This window comes from Bradyrhizobium sp. Tv2a-2 (assembly GCF_000472425.1).
Classification (GTDB): Bacteria; Pseudomonadota; Alphaproteobacteria; order Rhizobiales; family Xanthobacteraceae; genus Bradyrhizobium.
This window is the reverse complement of sequence record NZ_AXAI01000037.1, coordinates 1-24,405: the sequence shown is the minus strand read 5'-3', so window position 1 is coordinate 24,405 and position 24,405 is coordinate 1. Positions and strand designations below refer to the sequence as shown.

Below are 24,405 nucleotides of genomic sequence, written 5' to 3'. Positions count from 1 at the left end.
GGAGTGAGCGATGGCCACCACGGGCATTATCGATCAGTTCCTGGAAACGTTCACCCATTACATCGATTCCGGATTCGGTCTGCTCGGAGGTGAAGTCGGATATCTCGCTACCACGCTCACGGCAATCGACATCACGCTCGCGGGCTTGTTCTGGTTATGGGGGGGCGAGGAGGACGTCTTAAGCCGCCTGGTTAAGAAAACGTTGTTCGTCGGTGTCTTTGCTTTCCTGATCACCAACTGGAACAGCCTGGCCCGAATCGTTTTCGAGAGCTTTGCGGGCTTGGGGCTGAAGGCGTCTGGTACCGGGCTTTCCTCGACCGATTTTTTGAGGCCCGGCAAGATCGCTCAGGTTGGGCTCGATGCTGGCAGGCCGATCCTGGAGTCGATCTCGGGGTTGATGGGCTATGTCAGCTTTTTCGAGAACTTCATTCAGATAACGGTCCTTCTGTTTGCCTGGATCATTGTCCTGCTGGCATTCTTTATTCTGGCCATCCAGCTCTTCATTACCCTTATCGAGTTCAAGCTGACGACGCTTGCCGGCTTTGTGCTGATTCCGTTCGGCTTGTTCGGAAAGACTGCTTTCGCCGCTGAACGCGTCCTCGGCAACGTGATCTCATCAGGCGTGAAAGTGCTGGTATTGGCCGTTATCGTCGGTATCGGCTCGACGCTTTTTGCGCAATTCACGGCGGGATTTGGCGGAAATCAGCCGACCATCGACAGCGCCATGGCGCTCGTGCTTGGCGCGTTGTCCCTCCTCGGCCTTGGCATCTTCGGTCCCGGAATTGCCAACGGCATTGTATCCGGCGGACCACAACTCGGCGCGGGAGCTGCTGTCGGCACCGGCCTGGCAGCCAGCGGTGTGATCGTGGCGGGGGCTGGTCTCGCCGCCGGCGGTGCTGGCTTGGCCAGTGGCGCGATCGCGGGCGGCGCGGGCGCCGCAAGCGGAGCTGCAAGTGCATTCCGAGCCGGGGGCTTAAGTGGTGTCGCTGAGGCTGGGGGCTCCGCGACCCTAAGTCCGCTGCGCCGTATGGCTGCGGGGGGCGGCAACGGACTGACGGCGGAAGATGATCCGCCGACATGGGCGAGCCGCATGAAACTGGCCCAGACCGTCAGCCAGGGATTGTCCGCCGCTGGCCAGGCTGTCCGTAGCGGCGACGGTGCCGGCGGCGGAGCCTCTGTCGATCTGTCCGAGGGAGAGCATTGATGTTCAGGCGACCATCCGTGCATTACGGCCGCAGGCCAATTCCAGTGACGCCTTATCAGAAAGCGGCGCAGGTTTGGGACGAACGCATCGGGTCCGCCCGCGTCCAGGCCAGAAATTGGCGCCTTATGGCATTCGGATGCCTGCTGCTGTCCGCGGGGCTTGCGGCAAGTCTCGTCTGGCGTTCCAGCCAGGGCACCATTACGCCGTGGGTGGTCGAGGTTGACCGTCTCGGTCAGGCTCAGTCCGCGGCAGCAGCAAGTCTCTTCTATCAGCCGACCGATCCGCAAATTGCATTTCACCTTGCTCGCTTTATCGAGGACGTACGAGGCCTGCCGACTGACGCGATCGTGTTGCGGCAGGATTGGCTCCGCGCTTACGACTTCACGACCGATCGAGGAGCGGCGGCGCTTAACGATTACGCGCGAACCAACGATCCCTTTGGCAAGCTAGGGAACAAGCAAATCGCGGTCGAGATTTCCAGCGTCATTCGTGCCTCCCAGGAAAGTTTTCGGGTAGCCTGGACTGAACGTCACTACGACAACGGCCAACTAGCGGCGACCGAGCGCTGGACGGGGATTCTTTCCGTTGTCATCGAAACTCCGCACGACGCAGATCGCCTCCGCAAAAACCCGCTCGGTATCTATATCAACGCGATCAACTGGTCGAAGGAGCTCGGGTAATGTGGAAGCTCGTACAGCGATCAGCCAGTCCAAAATCTTATCCGGTTCGCGTGCCTCTGACCTTGGCTCTTGCACTCGCGCTTTCTGACTGCACGACCTTTAAACCTCCTCAGATTACCTATGATGATGACGTGCCGCCGCTGCCTGAGTTGCCCGCGCCGACGGACGATCACGTGCATCCATTGCATGTGCCGCCAGCCTGGACACCAGCGCACGGCGGCAAGAAGGGCGATCAGGAAGCAAAGGAGCCGACAGACCGGATCGCGGTAGCCAACGATTCCGCGCGAGTTGAACCGCGACGGTCCGGTTATTTCAACGCCGTCCAGATATTTCCCTACAGTCCCGGCGCCCTGTATCAGATCTACGCTTCACCCGGGCAGATCACCGATATCGCGCTCCAGCCCGGCGAACAGCTAACGGGTTCGGGCCCGCTGGCCGCCGGCGACACCGTACGCTGGATCGTCGGTGACACCGAAAGCGGCAACGGCGACACCAGGCGAGTCCATATCATGGTGAAGCCGACACGGCCGGCTATCGAAACGAACCTAATTGTCCACACCGATAGACGGACCTACATGATTGAGCTTCGCTCCCGCGAAAAGCCATACATGCCTTCGGTCGCCTGGTTCTATCCGGAAGACCAGTCCGCTCGCTTCAAGATATTTCCCCCGGCGCCGGCCATTCCAGAAGCTGATCGGCGGCGATATCGCTACAGCATCGAGGGCGATAATCCACCATGGCGACCGCTCGCTGCCTACGATGACGGCCGCAAGGTCTATATCGAGTTCTCGCCCGGGATCGAGCAGGGCGAGATGCCGCCGCTATTCGTCATTGGCCAAGACGGGAAGCCCGAGCTCGTCAACTACCGCGCGTACAGGAATGTGCTCATCGTCGATCGTCTGTTCGCCGCCGCCGAGCTGCGCCTGGGTGGAGAAAAGCAGCAGAAGGTCCGAATTGTCAGAGGCGATGGGAGGCGACAGTGACAATCGGCGGCCCAAACGAAATTAGTACTGAAACAGGTCAGCCAGGCTCTCCGGAAGATAGAGGACCGGAAGATAGAGCAGAGGCTTTGCGCCTCCGCGCCGAACGCCCAAGGATTACACGACTTTCCCGAAAAGTCCTTGCGGGGAGCGCCGCATTTGCATCGTTGCTCATCTCTGGCGCGGTGCTATGGGCGCTGGGCAATAGCTACCCACGTAACCCCACTGCGAACGAGCTCTACAGCACAGACCATCACGATCTAGCGGACGGACTGGCGACGCTGCCGCATGACTATTCGAGCGTTCCTCGTGACGTCCCCCGGCTCGGCCCACCATTGCCCGGGGACCTTGAACGCCAGATCGTTGCGCCAGAAAACCAATCAGGAGCAATCGGTCCAGACGCAGAGCAGCAGCGTGCGAATCAAGAAACGGAAGCAGCCCGTACAAGCAAATTGTTTGCGCCGACAGCGGTGCCCCCGACGCCGCCGCATCCCGCAGCCCAGGAGACACCCACCAACGCTGCGCCATCCTCTGACGAGTCCATTGCACAAAATGGACAGGATCGAAAACTTATCTTCGTCAATGCGCCTGTTGAAAGGCGGACCACCGCGCCCGATAGGCTTGCGCGACCTGCCTCGCCGTTTGTTGTGCAGGCGGGCACAATCATTCCGGCCGCTCTCATAACCGGCATCCGCTCGGATCTGCCCGGACAAATCACCGCGCAAATAACCGAAAGCGTATATGATTCCCCGACGGGACGAGCCAAGCTTATCCCGCAGGGAGCACGCTTAATAGGCAGTTACGATAGCCAGGTCGCATTTGGCCAATCACGAGTTTTGTTGGTATGGACGCGGCTGATTATGCCGAACGGTCGTTCGATCGTATTGGAGCGGCAGCACGGCGTCGATGCAGGTGGTTACTCGGGCCTCGAGGATGAAGTTGACAATCACTGGATTGAGCTGTTCAAGGCGGCCTTTCTCTCGACCATTCTTGGCGTCGGTGCCGAGCTCGGCTCGGGCGCGGACACCGGCAGCAATACGGATATCGCACAAGCGCTGCGCCTGAGTGCGGCGAATTCATTGAACCAAACCGGACAGCAGGTCGTTCGACGCAATTTGAACATTCAGCCGACGTTGACGATCAAGCCGGGCTTTCCCGTGAAGGTGATTGTCAATCGCGATCTCGTGCTCGAACCATACCGAGGGTGAGAAATACAAATGGCTGCGCTAAAGATAACAAAATTGCATGATGACAAGCCAGTCAGAGTCACTGTGGAGCTGCCTGCCGCTGTGCACCGCGATCTTGTCGCGTACGCTGAGATATTGTCGCGTCAGAGCGGAGAAACGGTCAGTGACCCTAAAAATCTCGTCGCGCCGATGCTGGCAAGATTCATGGCAACAGACCGGGCATTTGCAAAATCTCGTAGGCGCCGTCACGAGGGCTGCGGGTAGCGCTCCGACAGGAGATTTATGAATGCCTTTAGAGCGGGGTTCTCATTATCTGGTCTCCATCTCGCGGAAAACTCGATGCGACTAGGCCCGGCTCCATCACGTACTTCCCTGTAAACCAGTCCCGGAAAGTTTGCCCCGAGATCGGATTCCAGCACAAGGCTAATTCCAAGCCCCATGCTGATGAGGCTCTTTATGGCTCCTCGACCAACATCGTGATATTCGATCAGCGGTCCGGCAAGCTTGGCGGTGAGAAGATCCTCTAGATCGCGGCCAAGATGATACTGACTTAGCAAAAATGTGCAGTCTCGCAGATCCGTCCAATAGATGGTCGTGCGTGGATCCAGCGGATGATTTTCCTGGAAGATCACCAAAATGCGCTCGCTCCAAAGCAGCATTGCCTTGTTATTACCGAGGGATGGTGGATTGCCCGCCGCTACGACAACGTCCAGCATACCATTCCTTAGTGCAGTCTCCAGACTTGGCTGAGACTGCTCAGCTGTAGCAAGTTTCACTTGCGGGAAGCGTTGTCGGAACTCAAGCAATGAAGCTCGCAGATTGCCGGCGGTGAGAGATGTACAGAAACCAACCGCGAGCCGACCCGAGCCGCCACGTCGGCTGGCGCGCGTTGTCGTAACAAGAACATCCAATTGTTCGAGTATGGATCGCGCTGTACGAAGGAAAACACGACCAGCCACCGTTGGACGAATGCCAGCGCCTGATCTTTCAAAAATAGCGATACCTACGAGGTGCTCGAGCTGACGTATCGAGCGACTAAGAGTCGATTGTTCAACAAGAGACGCGTTCGCGGCCTGTCGTAGACTTCCCAGGTCCGCTGCCATTACGGCATAGCGAAGTTGTCGAAGATCAAGGTGTGGGAGTCGAGGCGCCTCGCGAGGAAATCGTGAGCTTGCATCGTTCATTGTATGTGCCAACCAGTGGCGGGTAGTAGAGCTGTGCGTAAGGATTGTGACCATTTTTAGTTGTGCGCGTTGGTCCCCAGATGCGCTTCCATGGCAAGCGAAATTGCGAACTGTATGTGTTTTTGAATGCGTAGCTATTGGTTAGTCCGAGATCTCATAAAGAGAGCGATGGCGGAAGAAGCGCAGCGAGCCGCGATCAGTCGACCCGAGCAAATACTTGAAAGTATACGATCAATCCGCGGCAACCCTAATTGCCGAGGCCACAGCCAATTCTTCTGAAGCTCGCGATCTGCGTCAACCTGCGCGCCGTCACGGATGATCCGCAAAAGACGCGACGCGATTTGCGCGCACCGTCAAAACCCGCTGTTGTCTCTTGTGCCGTCCATCGCCAAATCCAGACGCGCCATCTCATTATTCGATGTTTTGCCGCAGGAGACATAGTAACAGGCGTACAATTCGGTGATCGAGCGGGAATTTAGCGTGCCCTCGAGAACTACGGCACTTTGCGCCTGGTGCCGCTCTCGGACGGAGCTGGTTTCATGCGAGCCGTGCCGTCGTTCTGTGCAATGGACCCGAGCAACGGCAGATCGTATGAAAGTGCTTCCCGCAGATGTCCCTTTAGGAGGCGTTTCCTCCCGCTCCTCGGAGCGGCCCAATTGTTACAAACTCTTTTTAATCGCCTCAACTCGACGACTGCTGGGTCCAGAGATCAAGTCGGGCGTGACCCCGGTCGGGCACGATCGGTATTCGAATGTTCGTTCCAGGATTAAGTCGATTGGCGAAGCTGAGCTGATAGTGAGCCGCGGGAGCCATGCTGGTGGAACGAACAATCGATCGGCGGAGGGCCTATTTGGCGCCAGCGAAGTCGCTGCGCCTGAGAAGGCACGGCTACGTATGGTTCCGAGGCTTCAACCAACCTTAAGCGCGCGATGCGCGAAGCCGCTCGGGGCGGTGGAACTTGACCTGGCTAGCTCATTGGAATGATCCCGCGTGCCATGAGCGTATTGACCACCCGATCGGCGAGCTGCTCGGCCTCGAGGCCGACCGTCTCTAGATGAACCTCAGGCCGCGTCGGCGCCTCATACGGCGCGTCGATGCCGGTGAAGTTCTTGATCTTACCTGCCTTTGCCTTGGCGTAGAGACCCTTGGCGTCCCGCCGTTCGCATTCGTCTATCGGTGTATCGACAAATACTTCGAAAAACTCGCCGTCTTCGACGAAGCCCCTGACCATGTCGCGCTCCGACCTGTATGGCGAAATGAACGAGCAGATCACGATCAACCCGCTATCGAGCATCAATTTGGCGACTTCGCCGACACGGCGAACGTTCTCGACGCGGTCAGCCTGTGTAAAGCCGAGGTCACGGTTGAGCCCATGCCGGACATTGTCGCCATCGAGCAGCATGGTGTGGTGCGACATCGCAAACAGCTTCTGGTCCACGACATTGGCGATGGTCGACTTGCCGGCGCCGGAAAGCCCGGTGAACCATAGAATGCACGGCTTCTGCTGCTTAAGCGTCGAACGCTCGCTCTTGCCGACTGACAGCGGCTGCCAGGCGATATTGGTGGCGCGTCGGAGCGGGAACGCGATCATGCCGGCTCCGACCGTGCGGTTGGTATAGCGGTCGACTACGATAAAGGAGCCGGTTCGCCGGTTCGCCTCATAGGCGTCGAAACTGACGGGAAGGGCGGTTGCGACGTTGCAGAAACCGATCTCGTTCAGACCAAGAGTCGTGGCTGCCAAATGTTCGCGGGTGTTGACGTCGATCTTGTGCTTGATAGCAGTTATGCTGGCGGAGGCGATCGACTGCGTCCCGATCCGCAATGCATAGGAACGGCCGGGGGCCATGGCTTCCTGGTCCATCCAGATGAGGTGAGCTGCGAACTGGTCGGCGATCTCGGGCCGTTCCGTCGGCCGCGCCAGCATGTCGCCGCGGCTGACGTCGATCTCGTCGTGGAGCGTGATGGTAACGGCATCGCCGGCATCGGCCTGCGCCAGATCGCCGTCGTAAGTTGCGATCCTCTTAACCCGCGAGTTGCGACCTGACGCCGCAGCAATGATTTCATCGCCGACCGCAATGCGTCCCGAAGCGATGGTGCCCGCGTAGCCGCGGAAATCGAGGTTGGGGCGATTGACCCACTGCACCGGAAAGCGGAAGGGGAGACCCGCCGTATCGGATTGGATGTCGATGCTCTCCAGATAATCCATCAGGCACGGGCCATGATACCAGTCGGTATTGCCGTACCGGTTGATAATGTTGTCACCGTAGCGTGCCGACACCGGAATCGGCACGATCGAGGTGAAGCCAAGTGCCGAAGCGAAGGCCACGTAGTCGCCGACGATGCGGTCGAACACCTCCTTGCGGTAGTCGACGAGGTCGATCTTGTTCACAGCGACCACGACATGGCGGATGCCGAGCAGCGAGCAGATGAAGGAGTGGCGCTTGGTCTGCTCCAGCACACCCTTGCGCGCGTCGATCAGAATAATCGCGAGCTGCGCATTGGAGGCGCCGGTCGCCATGTTGCGCGTATATTGCTCGTGGCCTGGCGTGTCTGCGACCATGAATGAGCGGCGCGGCGTATTGAAGAAGCGATAGGCAACGTCGATAGTGATGCCCTGTTCGCGCTCGGCCTCGAGGCCGTCGACCAGGAGCGCAAAATCGATGTCGTTACCGGTCGTGCCGTGCTTGACGCTGTCGCGCGCGAGCGCCTGCATCTGATCTTCATAGATCATCTTGCTGTCGTGCAGGAGCCGGCCGATCAGCGTCGATTTGCCGTCGTCCACCGAGCCGCAGGTGATGAATCGAAGCTGATCCTTGTTCTCGGCTGTACCGAGGCCCTTAATGGCATCCGTATCCATCAGAAGTAGCCTTCCCGCTTCTTTTTCTCCATCGATGCGGCTTCATCGCTGTCGATAAGGCGCCCCTGGCGCTCCGATACTTTTGCCACTTGCATTTCCGCGACGATCTCCTCGATCGTCGTGGCGTCGGATTCGATGGCGCCGCTCAAGGGGTAGCAACCCAGGGTACGGAAGCGGATCGTCTTTAGTTGGGGCGTTTCGTTTGGCCGTAGTGGAAGCCGGTCGTCATCGACCATGATCAACGTGCCGGATCGCTCGACCACGGGGCGCGGCTTGGCGAAATAGAGCGGAACGACCGGAATCTTCTCCAGCATGATGTATTCCCAGACGTCGAGCTCGGTCCAGTTCGACATGGCGAAGACGCGCATAGTTTCGCCTTGCCGGATGCGCGTGTTGAAGAGGTTCCACAGCTCGGGGCGCTGGTTGCGCGGGTCCCAGACATGTCCGGCCTGGCGGAAGGAGAAGATACGCTCTTTCGCCCGGCTCTTCTCCTCATCGCGCCGCGCACCGCCGAAGGCCGCATCGAAGCCGTGGAGATCGAGCGCCTGCTTCAGCGCATCGGTTTTCATGACTTGTGTGTGCAGCGAAGAGCCCGAGGCGATCGGGTTGATGCCGCGCGCGAGGCCATCCTGATTGATATGGACGATGAGATCGACGCCGAGTCGCTTCGCGGTCTCATCGCGGAAGGTGACCATCTCGCGGAACTTCCAGGTCGTATCGACATGCATCAGCGGGAAGGGAAGCTTTGCCGGATAAAATGCCTTGACCGCCAAGTGAAGCATGACGCTTGAGTCCTTGCCGATCGAGTAGAGCATGACCGGCTTTTTGAACTCAGCGACGACGTCGCGCATGATTTCAATGGACTCGGCCTCCAGCCGCCGCAAGTGCCGCGGCAAAATGCGGGCTTCTAGCTTGGGGAAGTCTTGTGCGTTCATTTGGAGTTCCCTGGGGCGTGTCCCAGGCGATGAAGTCGCCGTCGCAATACTCCGGCTGCCCCAGCGCATGGGATAGCCGTCGAGGTTGGTAACGGCTTCGCCGGCGACGAGGCGCACGGCGATTTGCATCAACGCCGCGCAATTTGCAAGTCGGACGTCAGCGCTAGATGTTATGTGCTCCGCTAATGCATATAGCAGTATTGCCGTTTTCCATCGAGTTCGCGTGGGGGAATTATTTACTCGCTCGGGCCCCCAACATGTGAGGTGTTATCCGCACTGCACCGGAATAGCACCAGGAGGTGAGAGCGGCACGACACGAGTAGCTTGAATGCTGGCGAACCGAGACGATCCCTAAGAGACGAGTCCCATCGCCAGATTATCTGAATCGCAAAGGTTATTTGCACCGACAAGGGATGAGCAAGGCGGTGAAAGCGAGAACCGTCCAAAGTATATTCGGGAGCGCCGATTCCGAAGTTCATGCGTGCTCGCGCTGACCGCTACTCAATCGGCAGCGTTCGCCACTATTCCGAATAGCTCTAAGCCCGGCCTCGTCCATCGATCCAAATGATGTGGGGCGCATGCGCGCCGCCGAGACGCATACGTAAGCCGCGCGGCAGCTCTTGCAGGGCGGACATCATTGTCTTGCAAGCCTCCCATCTCACGCTGCCTGCAATTTTGTCGGCTCTTCATCGTTTGCGATTTACCGAACTCGGCGCGGTTGCCAGAACGCTAGGGCCTTTTAATTGGCCGGGAGCTTTGGAGCATGCGTCCGAGCGCGCCATGCCAGATGACGACGGCTAACAATCGCTTTACCCTCAAAGAATTCAGACTTAGACATTACTGGCGCTCTGTGAAGGCTCCTTCAGAGACCTTTCCGGTAATGACGGAGTTCCATAGAGCGGGCGCGTCCGCAAGCTCATTCCTTTCAAAAGGAGCGAAATATTCAAGGAGGTTCACATTGGTGACTTCGGGCCTCCATAAATTGTTTCAAATCTTTGGAGCTCCCATGTTCGATCCCGAAATGATTGCGCTGTTGCGTGCAATCCTGAACGAAGTCTGCGAAGATCTCCCTCAGTACGAAACTGGCGTCCGTGCGCATGTGGCCTCCAAGATCCTCGAGGCCGCCACTCGCGGCGAAAGCTCAATCGAGAACTTGAAACGGATCGGCAAGGCCGCTCTCGCTACCGCGCCGACGATGTGGCGATGACGCCAGCTGCAAAGTGGAGCATCAGGTGCAGCCTGCACCTGGTGGAGACAGCGCTTCCCGAGCGCTCGACGCAGAGAAGAATGGACGATCCTGCGGCACATGAGCGGCAGCTTTCCCAAATAATGCTCTCATTCGTTGCACCGAGCCGGACAAGGCAAGTCCGCATCGAGAGAGCGTCACGCGCAGTCTACAGGCATTGTGATGACCTGCTTCGCAAGCATCTCACCTGCAAGTAATCCCAGGGGCGGAAGCTGCCAGACGAGTTATCGTGAACGGCAGGATCCTCAGGTTCCTTTGATCCAATTGGTCCCATCGTTGGCATGGCCGAGGTGAAAAAAGGAATTGTTGTCCATCCTCCGCTATAGGCTCACCGTCTTGTCCGCGTTCTGGCGTCGTTTCGAGGCGGCTCTTCCCTCGCGGGTCGATTGGCGTGTTGCCGCGTCCTGCTCTCTCGGCGCGCGGGCCATCTTTGTTGCGCAGCCGCCGACAGATCCGAGTCGCCGACACCCTACTCATCATTTTCTCAAAATACTCATCGATTTCTCAAAATCCAGTCGGCCCCAGCATCCAGGAGCGCGAGACCAGCCCCGCGGTCCAACTTGCGCCATGGCGACGTCAGAGCATTCATACTTCGGGCACGTTAACCCCTCAACGATGCCGTCGAACTGCTCTGTCCACTAACCCGCCAAAACAATCTCGCCGTAGCATAGAGGCACTCGGCTCGAATTTCCCCGCCACGGAGCGGGCACTGCTCTCGCAGCTCTCCAGCGCAATCTTCTGGGCGAGCATAACGTCTCCGATCGGCAGGTCGCCTGCTGTTCGGAAACATAATACTTTGACCGGACGACCTTTGTGATTGATCTCGAAGACGTTCGACATTGTGCCCACATGGATCCTGTACCGATTGCCCGTTTCACCGCCGACGACCTCGAAATAGCCCTTTCGCACGAACTGCGCCCGTTGGATCGGGGACAGTCAATGCCGCAATAGCTGTAGCGCCCGGCCCTCCGCTGTTTGGTTCGCGCCGTGTACAATGAAGAGAGCTCTTACAGCTCCTCTGCGCGAGCGTTCGCTAGCCCGAGATCGCGTTGGCCACAGCATAAGGCCTGCCGGTCAACCGCCGATCAGCCTGGGAAAAAATACAGTTTCTTCCGCGTTCGGGTCGAATGTTTGGATCCGGGCGACCTGACCCGGAGAGGTCCGAACAGCGGCGATGAATCCCGATCTCGTCAGCTCGCAGAAGCGCTGCTCCGCCTTCGCCAGCGTCATTCGGGTCAAACCGTTGGCGACTGTCACCAGTGTGATCCAACACGATGTGGATTGCCATGATCGCCTTCCTCGATTGCCGCGGGACTTGCAAGTCCACGATCTGGTGAAACCGGCACCCTTTCAAGGATGAACCGCTCTTTACGAACCCCAAGATCTGATAGGTGCTCCGAAATGCGAATTGTTCAATTATCAAGAAGCACGCTCTGCCCCAGACCTGAACATCTTCCATGCTGGATGTCCGCGTCCAAGACTGCGTTCACCCAAGCGGAGGTTGCCCGTTTCATGCAAGTTTGCAGGCCGATGTCCGACGATGTTGGCCAGGAAGATCTCGTCGCTAACTGCGCGCACGATGATGACGCGCTTCACACTTCTATTGTGCGGTCGCCCTTCCGCGTGGGCTTTGATAGTGCTCAAGCCATTGACGAACGGCTCTCGATCCCGATAAAAAGCGTTGTCGAGGTTCTCCGAGTCCCGTTGACTTGGAGCTAAGAGGGAAGCCGGTGTGACGCCGGCGCTGCCCCCGCAACTGTAAGCGGCGAGCTGCTGTCCAACATGAGTCACTGAAGCCACTGCGGCTTCGGGAAGGCCGGACAGCAGCAGCGACCCGCGAGCCAGGAGACCTGCCCCGACAACATATCGTCCACGGGCGGGGTGTCCCGGTGGTGCGCCGAGCAGCCGTCGCTCCCGCGACCTCCCTGCACGCGTCCGCCATGGCCTTTGCCCCAACGAAGGGGTTGAAGCTATGTCTCTTGTCTCACTTCCCGTCGCCACACTCGGCTTGCCGCGCATGGGTCCCCGCCGCGAGCTCAAATTCGCGCTTGAGAGCTATTGGGCCGGAAAATCCAACGAAGACCAGCTTCTTGAGGCGGCGGCCGGGCTTCGCGCCGCGAACTGGGCGCGGCAAAAATCACTGGGAGCTACAATCATTCCGTCGAATGATTTCTCGCTCTACGACCAAGTGCTCGATACCAGTGTGATGGTTGGTGCCGTTCCAGACACTTACGACTGGACCGCAGGTCCGGTATCGCTCAAGACGTATTTCGCCATGGCTCGTGGCGAGCAAGGCAAGTGCCATGACGGGAGGAGCGGTCACGCCCAACAGGGAGCTGGTGCGCCAGCCCAGGAGATGACCAAGTGGTTCGACACGAACTATCACTACATGGTACCTGAATTCCACAAGGATCAGACGTTCCGGCTGTCCTCTCGCAAGCCGATCGACGAATATCAAGAGGCGAAAAGCCTGGGTTACCACACGCGGCCGGTGCTGGTTGGGCCGGTCACATTCCTGAAGCTCGGGAAGAGCGCCGATCCGGCATTCAATCCGCTGTCGCTGCTTGATCGGCTGTTGCCGGTTTATACCGATATTCTTCGCGAACTTTCCACGCTGGGCGCTGAGTGGGTTCAGCTCGATGAGCCTTGCCTGGTTCAGGACCTCGATCATGCCTCCCGGGATGCGCTTCGTCGGACTTATGCCCGATTGTCCAAGGACATCCCTGCCTTGAAGATCATGTTGACGACCTATTTTGGTGCAATCGGCGACAATCTGGAGACCGTCCTGGCACTGCCGGTTGCAGGGCTTCACGTTGACCTGGTTTGCGGTTCAGATCAGCTGAACGCGATCCTGATGAGGGCTCCCAAGGAACTCGTACTCTCCCTCGGCGTCGTTGATGGTCGCAATGTATGGCGCTCGAATCTTTCGGCGCTGCTCGAGCGGTTGGCTCCCGCGGTTGCAAAACTGGGCAGCGACCGGGTTCAGATTGCGCCATCGTGCTCGCTCCTTCATGTTCCCATTGATCTTGAGCTCGAGACCGATCTTGATTCCGACGTTAAGAGCTGGCTGGCTTTCTCGGTGCAGAAGATCAAGGAGTTGGTGACACTGGGCCGAGCGCTCGGCGGGGATTACGCCGGCGTGCATGATGCGCTCGCGGTTTCGGAGGCAGCAGCGGTTGCTCGCGAAACCTCACCCAAAATTCACAATGCGGATGTCGCCCGGCGAATGGCAGCGATGGACGATGGCATGCGTCGTCGCAACAACGCGTTCACCAAGCGAGCAGAAGTCCAGAGGGCCCGGTTCGCACTACCGGTATTTCCGACCACCACAATCGGGTCGTTCCCGCAGACAGCGGAAGTTCGTAGCGCTCGCGCTGCCCATACAAACGGCACGCTGAGTGATGCGAAGTACGAGCAGTTCCTGAAAGAGGAGACGGCGCGCGCGGTGCGCTGGCAGGAGGACATTGGGCTGGACGTGCTGGTGCACGGCGAGTTCGAGCGCAATGACATGGTGCAATATTTCGGCGAGCAAATCTCTGGCTTTGCTTTCACCAAACACGGCTGGGTTCAGTCGTACGGCTCGCGCTACGTACGGCCACCGATTCTGTTCGGGGATGTCTCCCGACCAAGGCCGATGACTCTCGATTGGTGGCGCTACGCGCAATCGCTGACGGAAAGGCCGATGAAGGCGATGCTAACCGGGCCGGTGACGATATTGAACTGGTCTTTCGTGCGCAACGACATTCCGCGAAGCGAGGCGTGCCGTCAAATAGCGCTCGCGATCCGAGACGAGGTGCTCGATCTCGAGAAAGCCGGTGCGACCATGATCCAGATCGACGAAGCCGCGTTGCGCGAGGGCCTGCCGCTGCGCAAATCGCAGTGGAAGACCTATCTCGACTGGGCGGTAGACAGCTTCCGCATCTGCTCGTCATGTGTCGGCGACGCAACGCAAATCCACACTCACATGTGCTATTCCGAGTTCAACGACATTGTCGATGCGATCGCTGCGATGGATGCCGACGTCATCTCGATCGAGACGTCTCGGTCGAAGATGGAGTTACTCGATGCCTTCACCAGCTACAAATACCCAAATCAGATCGGGCCCGGTGTCTACGACATCCATTCGCCACGCGTCCCGGAGACGGCCGAGATGAAGGGCCTCATCACACTGGCCCGGCAGCGGCTATCCGATCCGCAGCTCTGGATTAATCCTGATTGTGGCTTGAAAACCAGGAGGTGGGAGGAGGTTCGCCCCGCCCTCGTCAACATGGTTGCAGCCGCGCGCGAGTTGCGAGCGCTATCCTGATGCCTATGGTGCTCGCGGATGCAGTTCCCGACCAGCGGTATCGCCTTGCAAGCGCTATTATCCGCGTGCCCGAGGCTAAGAATTGTGCTCCGCACGGTCTTCCAATCCGGCCTATCACGGCTCGCCGCCCAGAGGTCCGAACTCCCGACCTCGGCGAAGTGGTGATGGGATTCCGGTCCAGCGCGAATTTCGCGCTGGACCGATTGGCGTAGCCGGTGCGGAAACCCCAAGCCGGGCTCCACGGGATCGTGCTTAATCCCATCTCAGTGCCCCGCCGTTCTGATACTCGATCACGCGGGTCTCGAAGAAGTTCTTTTCCTTCTTGAGATCCATCGTTTCAGACATCCATGGGAACGGGTTCTCCGCCTCCGCGAAGACAGGCGTCAGGCCGATCTGCGCGCAGCGGCGATTGGCAATGAAGCACATGTACTGCTCGCAAAGTGCGGCATTCAGCCCAAGGAAGCCGCGCGGCATCGTATCGCGGCCATAGGCCGCCTCGAGCTCTGCCGCCTCGCGGATCATACCGCGAACCTGATCCTGGAATACCGGCGTCCACAGATGCGGGTTCTCGATCTTGATCTGATTGATCACGTCGATTCCGAAGTTCAGATGAATGCTTTCATCGCGCAGGATGTACTGATACTGCTCCGCGATCCCGACCATCTTGTTGCGGCGGCCGAGCGAGAGGATCTGCGCAAAGCCGGTGTAGAACCACATGCCCTCGAAGATGACATAGAAGGCAACAAGGTCACGGAGGAAAGCCTGGTCCGCGGCCGGCGTGCCGGTCTTGAAATCGGGATCGTCGAGATGCTGGGTGTGCTTGATCGCCCATGCCGCCTTGTCGGTGATCGAGGGCACCTCGCGATACATATTGAACAGTTCGCCCTCGTCGAGGCCGAGACTTTCAACGATGTACTGGAAGGTATGGGTGTGCACCGCCTCCTCGAAAGCCTGCCGCAGCAGATATTGCCGACATTCCGGATTGGTGAGATGGCGGTAGATCGCCAGCACGATGTTGTTGGCGACCAGCGATTCCGATGCGGCGAAAAAGCCGAGATTGCGCTTGATCGCGCGCCGCTCGTCCTCGGTGAGGCCATCGCGTGATTTCCACAGCGCGATATCGGCCTGCATCGAAACTTCGGTCGGCATCCAGTGATTGTTGCAGCCGGAGAGGTATTTCTCCCAGGCCCATTTGTACTTGAGCGGAAGGAGCTGGTTCACGTCGGCGCGGCAATTGATCATGCGCTTTTCGTCGACCGAGACGCGGCCGCCGGAGCGATCAATAGAGCCGAGGCCGGTCTGGTCGACCGGCTCAAGCTTCAGTTGGACGGCCGGGCGCAATGCCGTAACGGGGATCGCAGGCGCGGCCGTGGGTTCGGTGTCTGACCAGTCGAGCATATCTCGTTCTCCTTACTGGCAGGCTTCGCAATCGGGATCATCGATCCGGCAGGCCTTGATGCCCTCCATCTCGTGCTCGGCAGCCGCCGGCACAATGATCGGCGCATGCGACGCCATCGACGTGGCCGACACGGCATTGAGCCTGCCGTCGGTGCCCTTCAGGGTTGATTTCTCGACATGGGTCGCGGACCGCGACCGCAGGTAATAGGTGGTCTTGAGTCCGCGATTCCAGGCGAGGCGGTAGAGCGCGTCGAGCTTCTTGCCCGAGGGATTGGCGATGTACAGGTTGAGCGACTGTGCCTGGTCGATCCATTTCTGGCGGCGTGAGGCGGCCTCGATCAGCCACGCGCTGTCGATCTCGAAGGCCGTCGCATAGAGCGCCTTGAGGTCGTCAGGCACGCGGTCGATCTGGCCAACGCTGCCATCGAAATATTTCAGATCCGACACCATGACCTCGTCCCAGAGCCCGCGCGCCTTGAGGTCGCGAACGAGGAAGTCGTTCACGACGGTGAAATCGCCCGACATGTTCGATTTGACGTAGAGGTTCTGGTAGTTCGGCTCGATCGACTGGGCGACACCGCAGATGTTGGAAATGGTCGCGGTCGGCGCGATCGCCATGACGTTGGAATTGCGTATGCCGCTGGCAATCACCTTTTTCCGCAGGCCGTCCCAATCCAGCGTCGTCGAGCGATCCATGTCGAGGCCGCCCCGAGCGTCAGCCAGGATCTGGATCGAATCGATCGGCAGGATGCCCTTCGACCAGAGCGAACCGTCGAAGGAGGGATACCGCCCCCGCTCGGCCGCGAGTTCGGACGAGGCAGCGATGGCGTGATAGCTCGCGGCTTCCATGCTGCGATCGGCGAATTCAACGGCCGCATCCGACGCGATCGGAATCCGTTGCGCATGCAGCGCATCCTGGAAACCCATCAGGCCGAGGCCTACGGGGCGATGCCGCAGGTTTGAGCGGCGCGCCTCGGGGATGGTGTAGAAATTGATGTCGATGACATTGTCGAGCATCCGTACCGCGATCGTCACGGTCCGCTTTAATTTGTCGAGGTCGAGCCCGTTCGGGCCGACGTGACTGAGCAAATTGATCGAGCCGAGGTTGCAGACGGCGACCTCGTCGGCCGAGGTGTTCAGGGTGATCTCGGTGCACAGGTTCGAGGAATGCACCACGCCGACATGCTGCTGCGGCGAGCGCAGGTTGCAGGGGTCCTTGAAAGTGATCCAGGGATGGCCGGTCTCGAACAGCATGGTCAGCATGCGTCGCCACAGGTCGGTGGCCCGGACCTTCTTGAACACGCGCAACTCGCCGCGCGCCGCCTTCTCTTCATAGAACGCGTAACGGTCGGCGAAGGCGTTGCCGGTCAGATCGTGCAGATCGCATGCCTCGTCTGGGGAGAACAGAGTCCATTCGGCATCCTGCGCGACGCGCTGCATGAACAGATCCGGCACCCAATTGGCGGTATTCATGTCGTGGGTTCGGCGACGATCGTCGCCGGTGTTCTTGCGCAGGTCCAGGAATTCCTCGATATCGACATGCCATGTCTCGAGATAGGCGCAGACGGCGCCCTTGCGCTTGCCGCCCTGGTTCACGGCGATGGCCGTGTCGTTGGCGACCTTCAGGAACGGGATGATGCCCTGGCTCTCGCCATTGGTGCCCTTGATGTGCGAGCCGAGGCCGCGGACCGGCGTCCAGTCGTTGCCGAGACCGCCGGAATATTTGGCAAGCAGCGCATTATCCTTGATCGACTTGAAGATGCCGTCGAGATCGTCGGAGACGGTGGTGAGGAAGCACGAGGAAAGCTGCGGGCGGAGCGTGCCCGAGTTGAACAGCGTCGGTGTCGAGGCCATGAAATCAAACGACGACAGCAGGTCATAGAACTCGATGGCCTTGGCCTCGCGATCGATCTCGCGTAGCGCAAGTCCCATGGCGACCCGCATGAAAAAGGCCTGCGGCAACTCAATCCGCTTGCCGCGGACGTGCAGGAAATAACGATCGTAGAGGGTCTGCAGTCCCAGGAACTGAAATTTCAGATCGCGCTCGGGTTTCAGCGCGGCGGCGATCCTGCCGAGATCGAAGCGCGCCAGTTCTGGGTCGAGCAGCTCCGCGGCAATGCCGGTCTTGACGTAGGCCGGAAAATATTCCGCGTATCTGGTGGCCATGTCGGCCTGCGAGGCATTTGTCGGCACGCCCTGGACATAGGACAGGACCTCGCCGCGCAGCTTGTCCAGCAGCAGGCGGGCACTGACATAGGCGTAGTTGGGCTCCTGCTCCACCAGCGTTCGTGCCGCCATGATGGAGGCAAGCGCGAGCTCATCCTGGCTGATGCCGTCGTAGAGATTTCGGATGGTCTCGGCCAGCACGGGAGCGGCGGAAACACCATCGAGGCCGGCGCAGGCCTCATTGATGATGAGTTCGAGCCGCTTGCTGTCCAGCCTGACACGCGATCCATCGGTCAATGTGACGTGAACCGTCGATTCCGCGGCGGCTGTTGCCTGTTCGGCGGTTTCCTCCGCGCGCTTGTGCGCGCGATCCTCGCGATACAGCACATAGGCCCGCGCGACCTTGTGATTCTCGCTACGCATCAGCGCGAGTTCGACCTGGTCCTGCACGTCTTCGATGTGGAACGTGCGGCCTTCGCCGGCGCGCCGCATCAGCGCGGCCACCACATCGGTCGTCAACTGCCCGACGATCTCATGCACGCGTCGCGAAGAAACCGCCGTGTTGCCCTCCACTGCGAGGAACGCCTTCGTCATCGCAACGCCGATCTTGGCGGAATCGAACGGGGATACCTTGCCGTTGCGACGAATGATCTGCATCGCGGGCTCGCTGGGAACGGCAGCGAGCGATTCCGGACGCAACTGGATGATGGGAGCGGAAAGGTTTTCCGCGTCGAGCAAGTTCAAAGACATCAATGAGCCCCGTGGATGCGTGTTGCAGTTGGACGGGGCAAAGGAGGACGTTGCAGACCAGCCGGCAGCGAGACGCCGGATATGCATGCAAGCCGCCGGGACACCCCGCCCGTGGACGTGTTGTGGTGTCGCGGCAGGTCTCCTGGCTCGCAGGTCGCCGTCACTCCCTTGTCTTCCCAATGCGATTTCGCATCAGTGACTCGAAGGCCGGGAGCGACTCACTGCTTACAGTTGCGGGGGCAGCGCCGGATTTTCGCGAGGATGCTGCGATCCACCGGCTTCCCTCTTAGCCACCAAATCTTGCGATATGGCGGACCGTGACGCCTATATGTAGTAATTACTTGCGGCAGGATGTCAAGAGCATCTAAGATGGCGGCGGGGTTTCTCTGTTGAATGCGGGATCCTTGTCACGCAAGCGCCAGTCAGCGATTGTATCGAGGCGCTTCGCCAACTGACGAATCGCATCTGGAGGATAGAGAAAAATCCCGACCTGTTTCCTGCCCTGGCTGAAGAGCGCATGGCCGGCATTGGGCAGCCTGCCGTCCTTCGACCACCGCCGTCGCTCGGCCCCTGTGATGCCGAGAATTTCCTCGACCATTTTCGCCGTAAGGGGTTCTTGCTGGAGCCGCATGAGCCGTTGCTCGGCGATAGCGCAAACTCGCAGAATGTCCTCTTCCGTTGCGTCGGGGCACGTAATGGCAACGCGGACCTGGCGTTGCACCACGATGCATCTCAATTCACTCCGAAACACCGATTTGAAGAGCCGAATGGCTTGATGAGCCCTCTGTCTGCTGCCCGAAGTCAGCTGCGTCGAAGGAACAAATTCGACGGTCCGGCCGGCCGCAATGTTCGACCGATTCAAATAAGAGTACCCTGGTGTCCCTTTGTGCACGCATGTCTCATCGCGCAGAGGCACAGGGAGCGAAGAAAGACGGCTTTTCATCGATCATGAGCGGTCGCCCAAACGATGGAAAGGCACGTTGCGCTCAGTCGCCATGTTGCGGCCATGCCAATGAGCGGGAAAACGCCGCATTTTTTGAAACGTCGATCCTCGTGAATGGACGAGATCATCTGCCTGCAAAAGTCTTGCCGGGCGGCGCATAGTCTCCGTTCTGGGAGAGAACCCTGCGCGCAGTCCAGAGATAGGTACGTTCGTCAGGCTTCGGTTAGTCTGCTTCGAATGGTTTCCGGCCAGATCGAGGCGAATGAAGAAGAAAAGAGAGCCGGCGGGCGGGAACCGCGTTGCAATGTGCTGAGCCAATGGCAATTTGTATCGCAACCGACAACTGACTCCTGTTCAGCAATTTGAAGTTGTAGTGCTGCTGATTCGCAGTCACTAGAAACTGCGGTGGGCCATTATCGGTGCGCGGGGAAATGATTGACGAGGCCGATTTGGGCCAACCTGCGGGCATCCATGGGGCGGATGTATTCTATAAAAACAATCGATTGTACTGGTGAGCGGCAGGGCTGCTAACAAAGGATCAGGAGAAGAAAGGGACATCAAACTCTGCTGGCCGAGACACTCGATGATTATGAGCCGTAAATCCCGATCAATGGGCCCATGAGGTATCGGTCGTACCGGCAGACTCCTGCGCGAGGTGACATTTATTTGACTCTGATCACGCGCCCACGGCGCCGCAAGGCGAAATGAAGTCCACCTGGTGGGCTTTGGTGTAGGCAACTATCGAGCCGTCTGTATTCTATTTTCGATGTCACATAAGTAAGCCAGGCCACGTTTCTTCCGGACGGATGTCGTCCTGCTACTGGCTACAAGTTAGCGGCGAATGCCCTTGCCGCAAATGGACCGTCGGTAGTGACCTCCCTCTACCGATGGAAGCCGGTGCGATGCACTGCAGCGTCGCTCCTCCCGACTAACTTGCCCGGCCCCCAGAAGGGGCCGGGCATTTTTGTCGTGCTCTGTTTCGTAATCTAACATCGCCTACGGTAAGCGAATTAGCAGGCCGCTTCGGAAGACTGATCCCGCCCGGAGTGAACAAAGCCTTTCAGATCTCACCTCATATTACGCGCTTCCAGACATCGCACTCCTCTTAAGGGGACGGGATCAACTGCATCGTCTTGGCATGGGCGGGCGCCTTAGTTTTCAGTGCCGCGCACCAAATCCCATCCACTGGGGAACGGCTTGGACTTTGACCCCCATCGCTCTCGGACGGTGGCTCGCGCTCGACGGCCGCCGGCGAGCCGCTCCGAGTGCAGCCGAAGCCATTCTCTCCCGGTTTCCTTGAAGGCGAGCTTGCTCAATCTGACTACGCTCAACGCCAGCTAAGCATCGTTACCGAACAGCGGGACTAGGTTGGGCGTGATCGTTCGGCCACTTGTTGAGTGCCGACCGATGCCAAGATGCGCTCCGACCTGTCGCAGATCGCTATCCCCAAGAGATGTTACGACGCGGGCTCCTTGTGTCGACCACCGCGCCCGCGTTCGCTGGACGTTCGTCAGGCCGCGTAGGATTTGCGCGGAGACTGAATACAACAATACCCTGTTGAGGCTGATTTGTTGGGCAGGAGGCGAGACGCTGTTGGCCAGGACGCGCATGAGGCGAAAAAATGGCCGCGATAATTAGGTCGCCGCATTGGCATGAGCCTTGAATGGAAGAATCTGCTCAAAATGGCAGCTCAGCGGATCCAAGCAGTGGGTTGCAAACTTATTGTATCTCAGTGCGCCGAGGTCCGGCACGGGAGTTCGAACCCTCCAATGCACTCTTCAGCTCCGTCGCATACATATCATTCTGGAGGCGATTGGCGGGACCGGACTGACGTCAACCAATATTGCTATCGATTCTGAGGTGATCGATGGAGCCCAAAGTTCTGCCGCAAAGGGGCATCCGACTCGGACCGCATGCTGCAACGGTCGCTCAGGCTCGGCTCGAACTGAGGCATTTCCGGAACTCGCGGGCTGTTAACCGACCGGAGACGGCGCGCTCAGCGTTCGTTAGGTGACGATCGGAGCATCGAAATGAAACCCGTTTCTGCCCAAGAGGCCGTTGCAATGATTCCGGACCGCGCAACAATCATGGTCGGCGGGTTTATGGGCATTGGAACGCCGGAGCGTCTCCTCGACGAGCTGGTGCGACAGAAGAAAGATGCGCTGACCCTGATTAGCAACGATGGGGCCGTACCCGGGAGAGGCGTCGGCAAGCTGTTTGACGCGGGTCTTGTCTCAACCATGATTGCATGCCACGTCGGGCTGAACCCAAAGGTCCAGGAACAGATGACAGCGAAGAAGATCGCCGTTGACCTGGTCCCGCAGGGCACGCTCCTTGAACGCATTCGTGCAGGTGGACATGGACTTGGCGGGGTGCTCATGCCTACCGGCATAGGGACAGCGGTTGAAGATGGGAAGCCACAAGTCCAGCTCGACGGCAAAAACTTCCTCCTTGAGACCGCTCTTCGCTCGGATTTTGCGCTGATTCACGCCTTTCAAGCCGACCATCTTGGCAACCTTTCCTACGCGCTCACCACGCGCAAATTCAATCCTGTGATGGCGATGGCGGCCAATACCGTCATTGTCACGGCTGAACACATTGTTCCGGCTGGCGTGATTGCGCCGGACCATGTCGCCACGCCGGCGCCGCATGTTGACTACCTCATAGTGAATAGGTGAAGCATCGACGCACAAAAGGCTCGAATTTCGCTCGGGGCGTTCTGGTCAATCTGGGATTGGCGCCCCAACCCTTGTGACCGATAATGTTCCGTCCGGCCTAAAGGTGTGCTTCCAATCGGAAAACGGCGCTGGACCAATCGCCGAATAAGGCATTGCGGGCGCGTGCACGATCAGCACAGTTCCGGCGCATAAATCTTTCACAGCGCGATGTCATTGGATTGATCGTGACGGACATGTGACCGTCACGGTGCTTGGCAGCGTGCAGGTCGACCCGGAGGGGCGCCTGCTAACGAGATGATCGCGGGCATGGTTGCAACAGGCATCGGGGGAGGATGGACCCAGTCCGCCAAGCTTGTCTACGCGGCGATGCCATACCCACAAAAGAGAAATCGAAAACCGTGCAAAAATGCATGCTTCCGCTCACGTCATCCCGATGGGTCGATCTGGTGGTAACGGAGCTAGCGGTGACTGGATTCCTAGGCGGATGCCGGAAAACAATGCGTCGTGAAAGGCCATCTTGGTGCGGATGCCAATGCACTGGAGTCATGGGAAAGCAGCGCGCAACAACCGGCGCGCGCAAGCTATATGGCGATCGCTGGCGCAATCTCGTTGGTGCCGAGGATGACAACCCAAAAGGGGTTCTTCCTGTGATGTCTTCCTGAAGACATTGGAGTGACATTGCACGTAGCTGCGGTCTGCGGCAGGATCAGAAAAGTATTTGAGCTGTGCGGTTCATTGAGGACTGAAGCAAGAGAGGGGCCAATTGCCGGAGCGCCCGGCTGTTTCCGAGGATGGGTTGCACAGCGCAGACGGTCTCTGTCCGGAAGCAAACACGCGACTTGTTGCGAACAAGCCAATGTGCGGCCGGCACCGTCGGATCCGCCAACGCAAAGGCCGTTCTTGAAAAGCTGGTATGGCCATGCTCCCGCTGCGCGTCGGCCTTTTGGCCGAGGGGCATCTGCCAGATCTGCGGTAGCCGCGAGACAGAAAACATAAGATAAATCAAGCATCGACTTTGGCACGAGCCTTGAAGGGAACATGCCGGCCCGCATGCTTGCCCAAGGAGCCGCAGTGATTGCTCACAAGATAATCGCCTCCCAATGCACCGTTGCGGCGCGTGAGAATTTGATTGTTCAAAAAGCCGCGATAGAGCCTCAGGAACGATATATATGTGATGGGCCCAAAAAAATGCACTGAATGCGAAGGTCATTTTGCCACCCGCAATGCGCCGTTGTCTGCCCTGTGCTCGGCACCTGCGTCCCGGCATAGAGAAACGCTGATGAGAGGCTTGATGGCGTCCAACTATATCAAGGCTCTGCCGGTCGCCTGTCTGATCAGTAGCCTGATTGGATTGATCGCCGCCGGTGAGCCGCTCCAATCGCCGATCGCGACAGCCCATAAGGCGAAGCGGACACACGGTCGTTGTCGGAGGTTCCCGGAGCCCTCCTTTCCGAGTGAGTGAGCAATGCCAGCCGTACAAGAGACGGTCGACCGGGTGCGCCGGATCGACGTTGACCAATATCGATATGGATTCGAGACAATCATTGAATCCGAGAAGGCCCCGAAGGGTCTTTCGGAGGACATTGTCCGTTTTATCTCGGCCAAGAAGAACGAGCCGGAATGGATGCTGCAGTGGCGGCTGGAGGCGTATCGCCGCTGGCTGACTATGACCGAACCCACCTGGGCGCGTGTCGACTATCCCAAGATCGACTACCAGGACCTCTATTATTACGCGGCGCCGAAGCCGAAGAAGCAGGTCAACTCGCTCGACGAGATCGATCCGGAGATCCTCAAGACCTATGAGAAGCTCGGCATTCCCTTGCGGGAAGTCGCGATGCTCGAAGGCGTCGAGCCGAAGGTCGGCGAGACCGACGAGGTCAAGCACAAGATC

Annotated in this window: 14 protein-coding genes, 3 pseudogenes and 2 riboswitches; of the genes and pseudogenes, 10 read left to right on the top strand and 7 right to left on the bottom strand. The window is 58.8% G+C overall.

Going from position 1 to position 24,405, the window contains the following annotated elements:
- Positions 1-10: 10 nt before the first annotated feature.
- Genes trbL through A3AI_RS44420 form a run of 5 tightly spaced genes read left to right on the top strand, consistent with a single transcriptional unit; the run spans position 11 to position 4,315 of the window.
- Entirely contained in the window at positions 11-1,204 is a 1,194-nt protein-coding gene (gene trbL / locus A3AI_RS0138485; RefSeq protein ID WP_024520606.1) for a P-type conjugative transfer protein TrbL, read from the top strand.
- A complete protein-coding gene (trbF, locus tag A3AI_RS0138480) occupies positions 1,204-1,884 on the top strand; it encodes a conjugal transfer protein TrbF (RefSeq protein WP_024520605.1) in 681 nt (226 codons plus the stop codon). The genes trbL and trbF overlap by 1 nt, the downstream gene beginning before the upstream one ends.
- A complete protein-coding gene (trbG, locus tag A3AI_RS0138475) occupies positions 1,884-2,867 on the top strand; it encodes a P-type conjugative transfer protein TrbG (RefSeq protein ID WP_051382723.1) in 984 nt (327 codons plus the stop codon). The genes trbF and trbG overlap by 1 nt, the downstream gene beginning before the upstream one ends.
- Positions 2,868-2,887: 20 nt before the next feature.
- On the top strand, positions 2,888-4,072 hold the full coding sequence (locus A3AI_RS44425; protein WP_036051316.1) for a TraB/TrbI/VirB10 family type IV secretion system protein: 1,185 nt from the start codon (positions 2,888-2,890) through the stop codon (positions 4,070-4,072).
- A 9-nt stretch (positions 4,073-4,081) separates the two neighbouring features.
- Positions 4,082-4,315, top strand: coding sequence for a DUF2274 domain-containing protein (locus tag A3AI_RS44420; protein WP_036051306.1), 234 nt, complete (start codon positions 4,082-4,084; stop codon positions 4,313-4,315).
- Here the strand turns inward: A3AI_RS44420 and A3AI_RS0138465 are convergent.
- The 3 genes from A3AI_RS0138465 to cysD form a co-directional block, all read right to left on the bottom strand.
- On the bottom strand, positions 4,297-5,235 hold the full coding sequence (locus A3AI_RS0138465) for a LysR family transcriptional regulator (protein ID WP_036051303.1): 939 nt from the start codon (positions 5,233-5,235) through the stop codon (positions 4,297-4,299). The genes A3AI_RS44420 and A3AI_RS0138465 overlap by 19 nt on opposite strands.
- Positions 5,236-6,202: 967 nt before the next feature.
- Complete coding sequence (gene cysN / locus A3AI_RS0138460; RefSeq protein WP_024520601.1) at positions 6,203-8,092, bottom strand: sulfate adenylyltransferase subunit CysN; 1,890 nt, start codon at positions 8,090-8,092, stop codon at positions 6,203-6,205.
- Positions 8,092-9,027, bottom strand: coding sequence for a sulfate adenylyltransferase subunit CysD (cysD, locus tag A3AI_RS0138455; protein WP_051382721.1), 936 nt, complete (start codon positions 9,025-9,027; stop codon positions 8,092-8,094). Before cysD ends, cysN begins: the two co-directional genes overlap by 1 nt.
- A 1,006-nt stretch (positions 9,028-10,033) precedes the next feature.
- Between cysD and A3AI_RS0138450 the strand changes: the two genes are divergently transcribed.
- Complete coding sequence (locus tag A3AI_RS0138450) at positions 10,034-10,234, top strand: hypothetical protein (RefSeq protein ID WP_024520599.1); 201 nt, start codon at positions 10,034-10,036, stop codon at positions 10,232-10,234.
- A 1,113-nt stretch (positions 10,235-11,347) separates the two neighbouring features.
- On the opposite strand, the pseudogene A3AI_RS46850 reads toward A3AI_RS0138450, so the two are convergent.
- Positions 11,348-11,561 (bottom strand): annotated as a pseudogene (locus A3AI_RS46850) (hypothetical protein).
- A 382-nt stretch (positions 11,562-11,943) separates the two neighbouring features.
- Positions 11,944-12,145, top strand: a riboswitch (cobalamin riboswitch).
- 100 nt (positions 12,146-12,245) lie between these two features.
- Between A3AI_RS46850 and metE the strand changes: the two are divergent.
- A complete protein-coding gene (gene metE / locus A3AI_RS0138435; protein WP_024520597.1) occupies positions 12,246-14,579 on the top strand; it encodes a 5-methyltetrahydropteroyltriglutamate--homocysteine S-methyltransferase in 2,334 nt (777 codons plus the stop codon).
- Between the two features lie 252 nt (positions 14,580-14,831).
- Here metE and A3AI_RS0138430 read toward each other — a convergent pair whose 3' ends face one another.
- The 3 genes from A3AI_RS0138430 to A3AI_RS0138420 all read right to left on the bottom strand — a co-directional run bounded on the left by A3AI_RS0138430 (position 14,832) and on the right by A3AI_RS0138420 (position 19,617).
- Positions 14,832-15,977, bottom strand: a complete 1,146-nt coding sequence (locus A3AI_RS0138430) for a ribonucleotide-diphosphate reductase subunit beta (RefSeq protein ID WP_024520596.1) — start codon at positions 15,975-15,977, stop codon at positions 14,832-14,834.
- A 12-nt stretch (positions 15,978-15,989) separates the two neighbouring features.
- The gene (locus A3AI_RS0138425) at positions 15,990-18,893 is read right to left on the bottom strand and encodes a ribonucleoside-diphosphate reductase subunit alpha (protein WP_024520595.1); all 2,904 of its coding nucleotides are present in this window, start codon (positions 18,891-18,893) and stop codon (positions 15,990-15,992) included.
- Positions 18,894-19,008: 115 nt separating this feature from the next.
- A riboswitch (cobalamin riboswitch) is annotated at positions 19,009-19,228 on the bottom strand.
- A 29-nt stretch (positions 19,229-19,257) separates the two neighbouring features.
- On the bottom strand, positions 19,258-19,617 hold the full coding sequence (locus A3AI_RS0138420) for a hypothetical protein (protein WP_036051299.1): 360 nt from the start codon (positions 19,615-19,617) through the stop codon (positions 19,258-19,260).
- A gap of 2,249 nt (positions 19,618-21,866) precedes the next feature.
- Between A3AI_RS0138420 and A3AI_RS0138415 the strand changes: the two genes are divergently transcribed.
- The 3 genes and pseudogenes from A3AI_RS0138415 to A3AI_RS44410 all read left to right on the top strand — a co-directional run.
- Complete coding sequence (locus tag A3AI_RS0138415) at positions 21,867-22,514, top strand: CoA transferase subunit A (RefSeq protein WP_024520593.1); 648 nt, start codon at positions 21,867-21,869, stop codon at positions 22,512-22,514.
- A 1,074-nt stretch (positions 22,515-23,588) separates the two neighbouring features.
- Positions 23,589-23,783, top strand: a pseudogene (locus A3AI_RS49660) (4Fe-4S dicluster domain-containing protein).
- A 196-nt stretch (positions 23,784-23,979) separates the two neighbouring features.
- A pseudogene (locus A3AI_RS44410) lies at positions 23,980-24,405 on the top strand (Fe-S cluster assembly protein SufB); the annotation flags it as partial.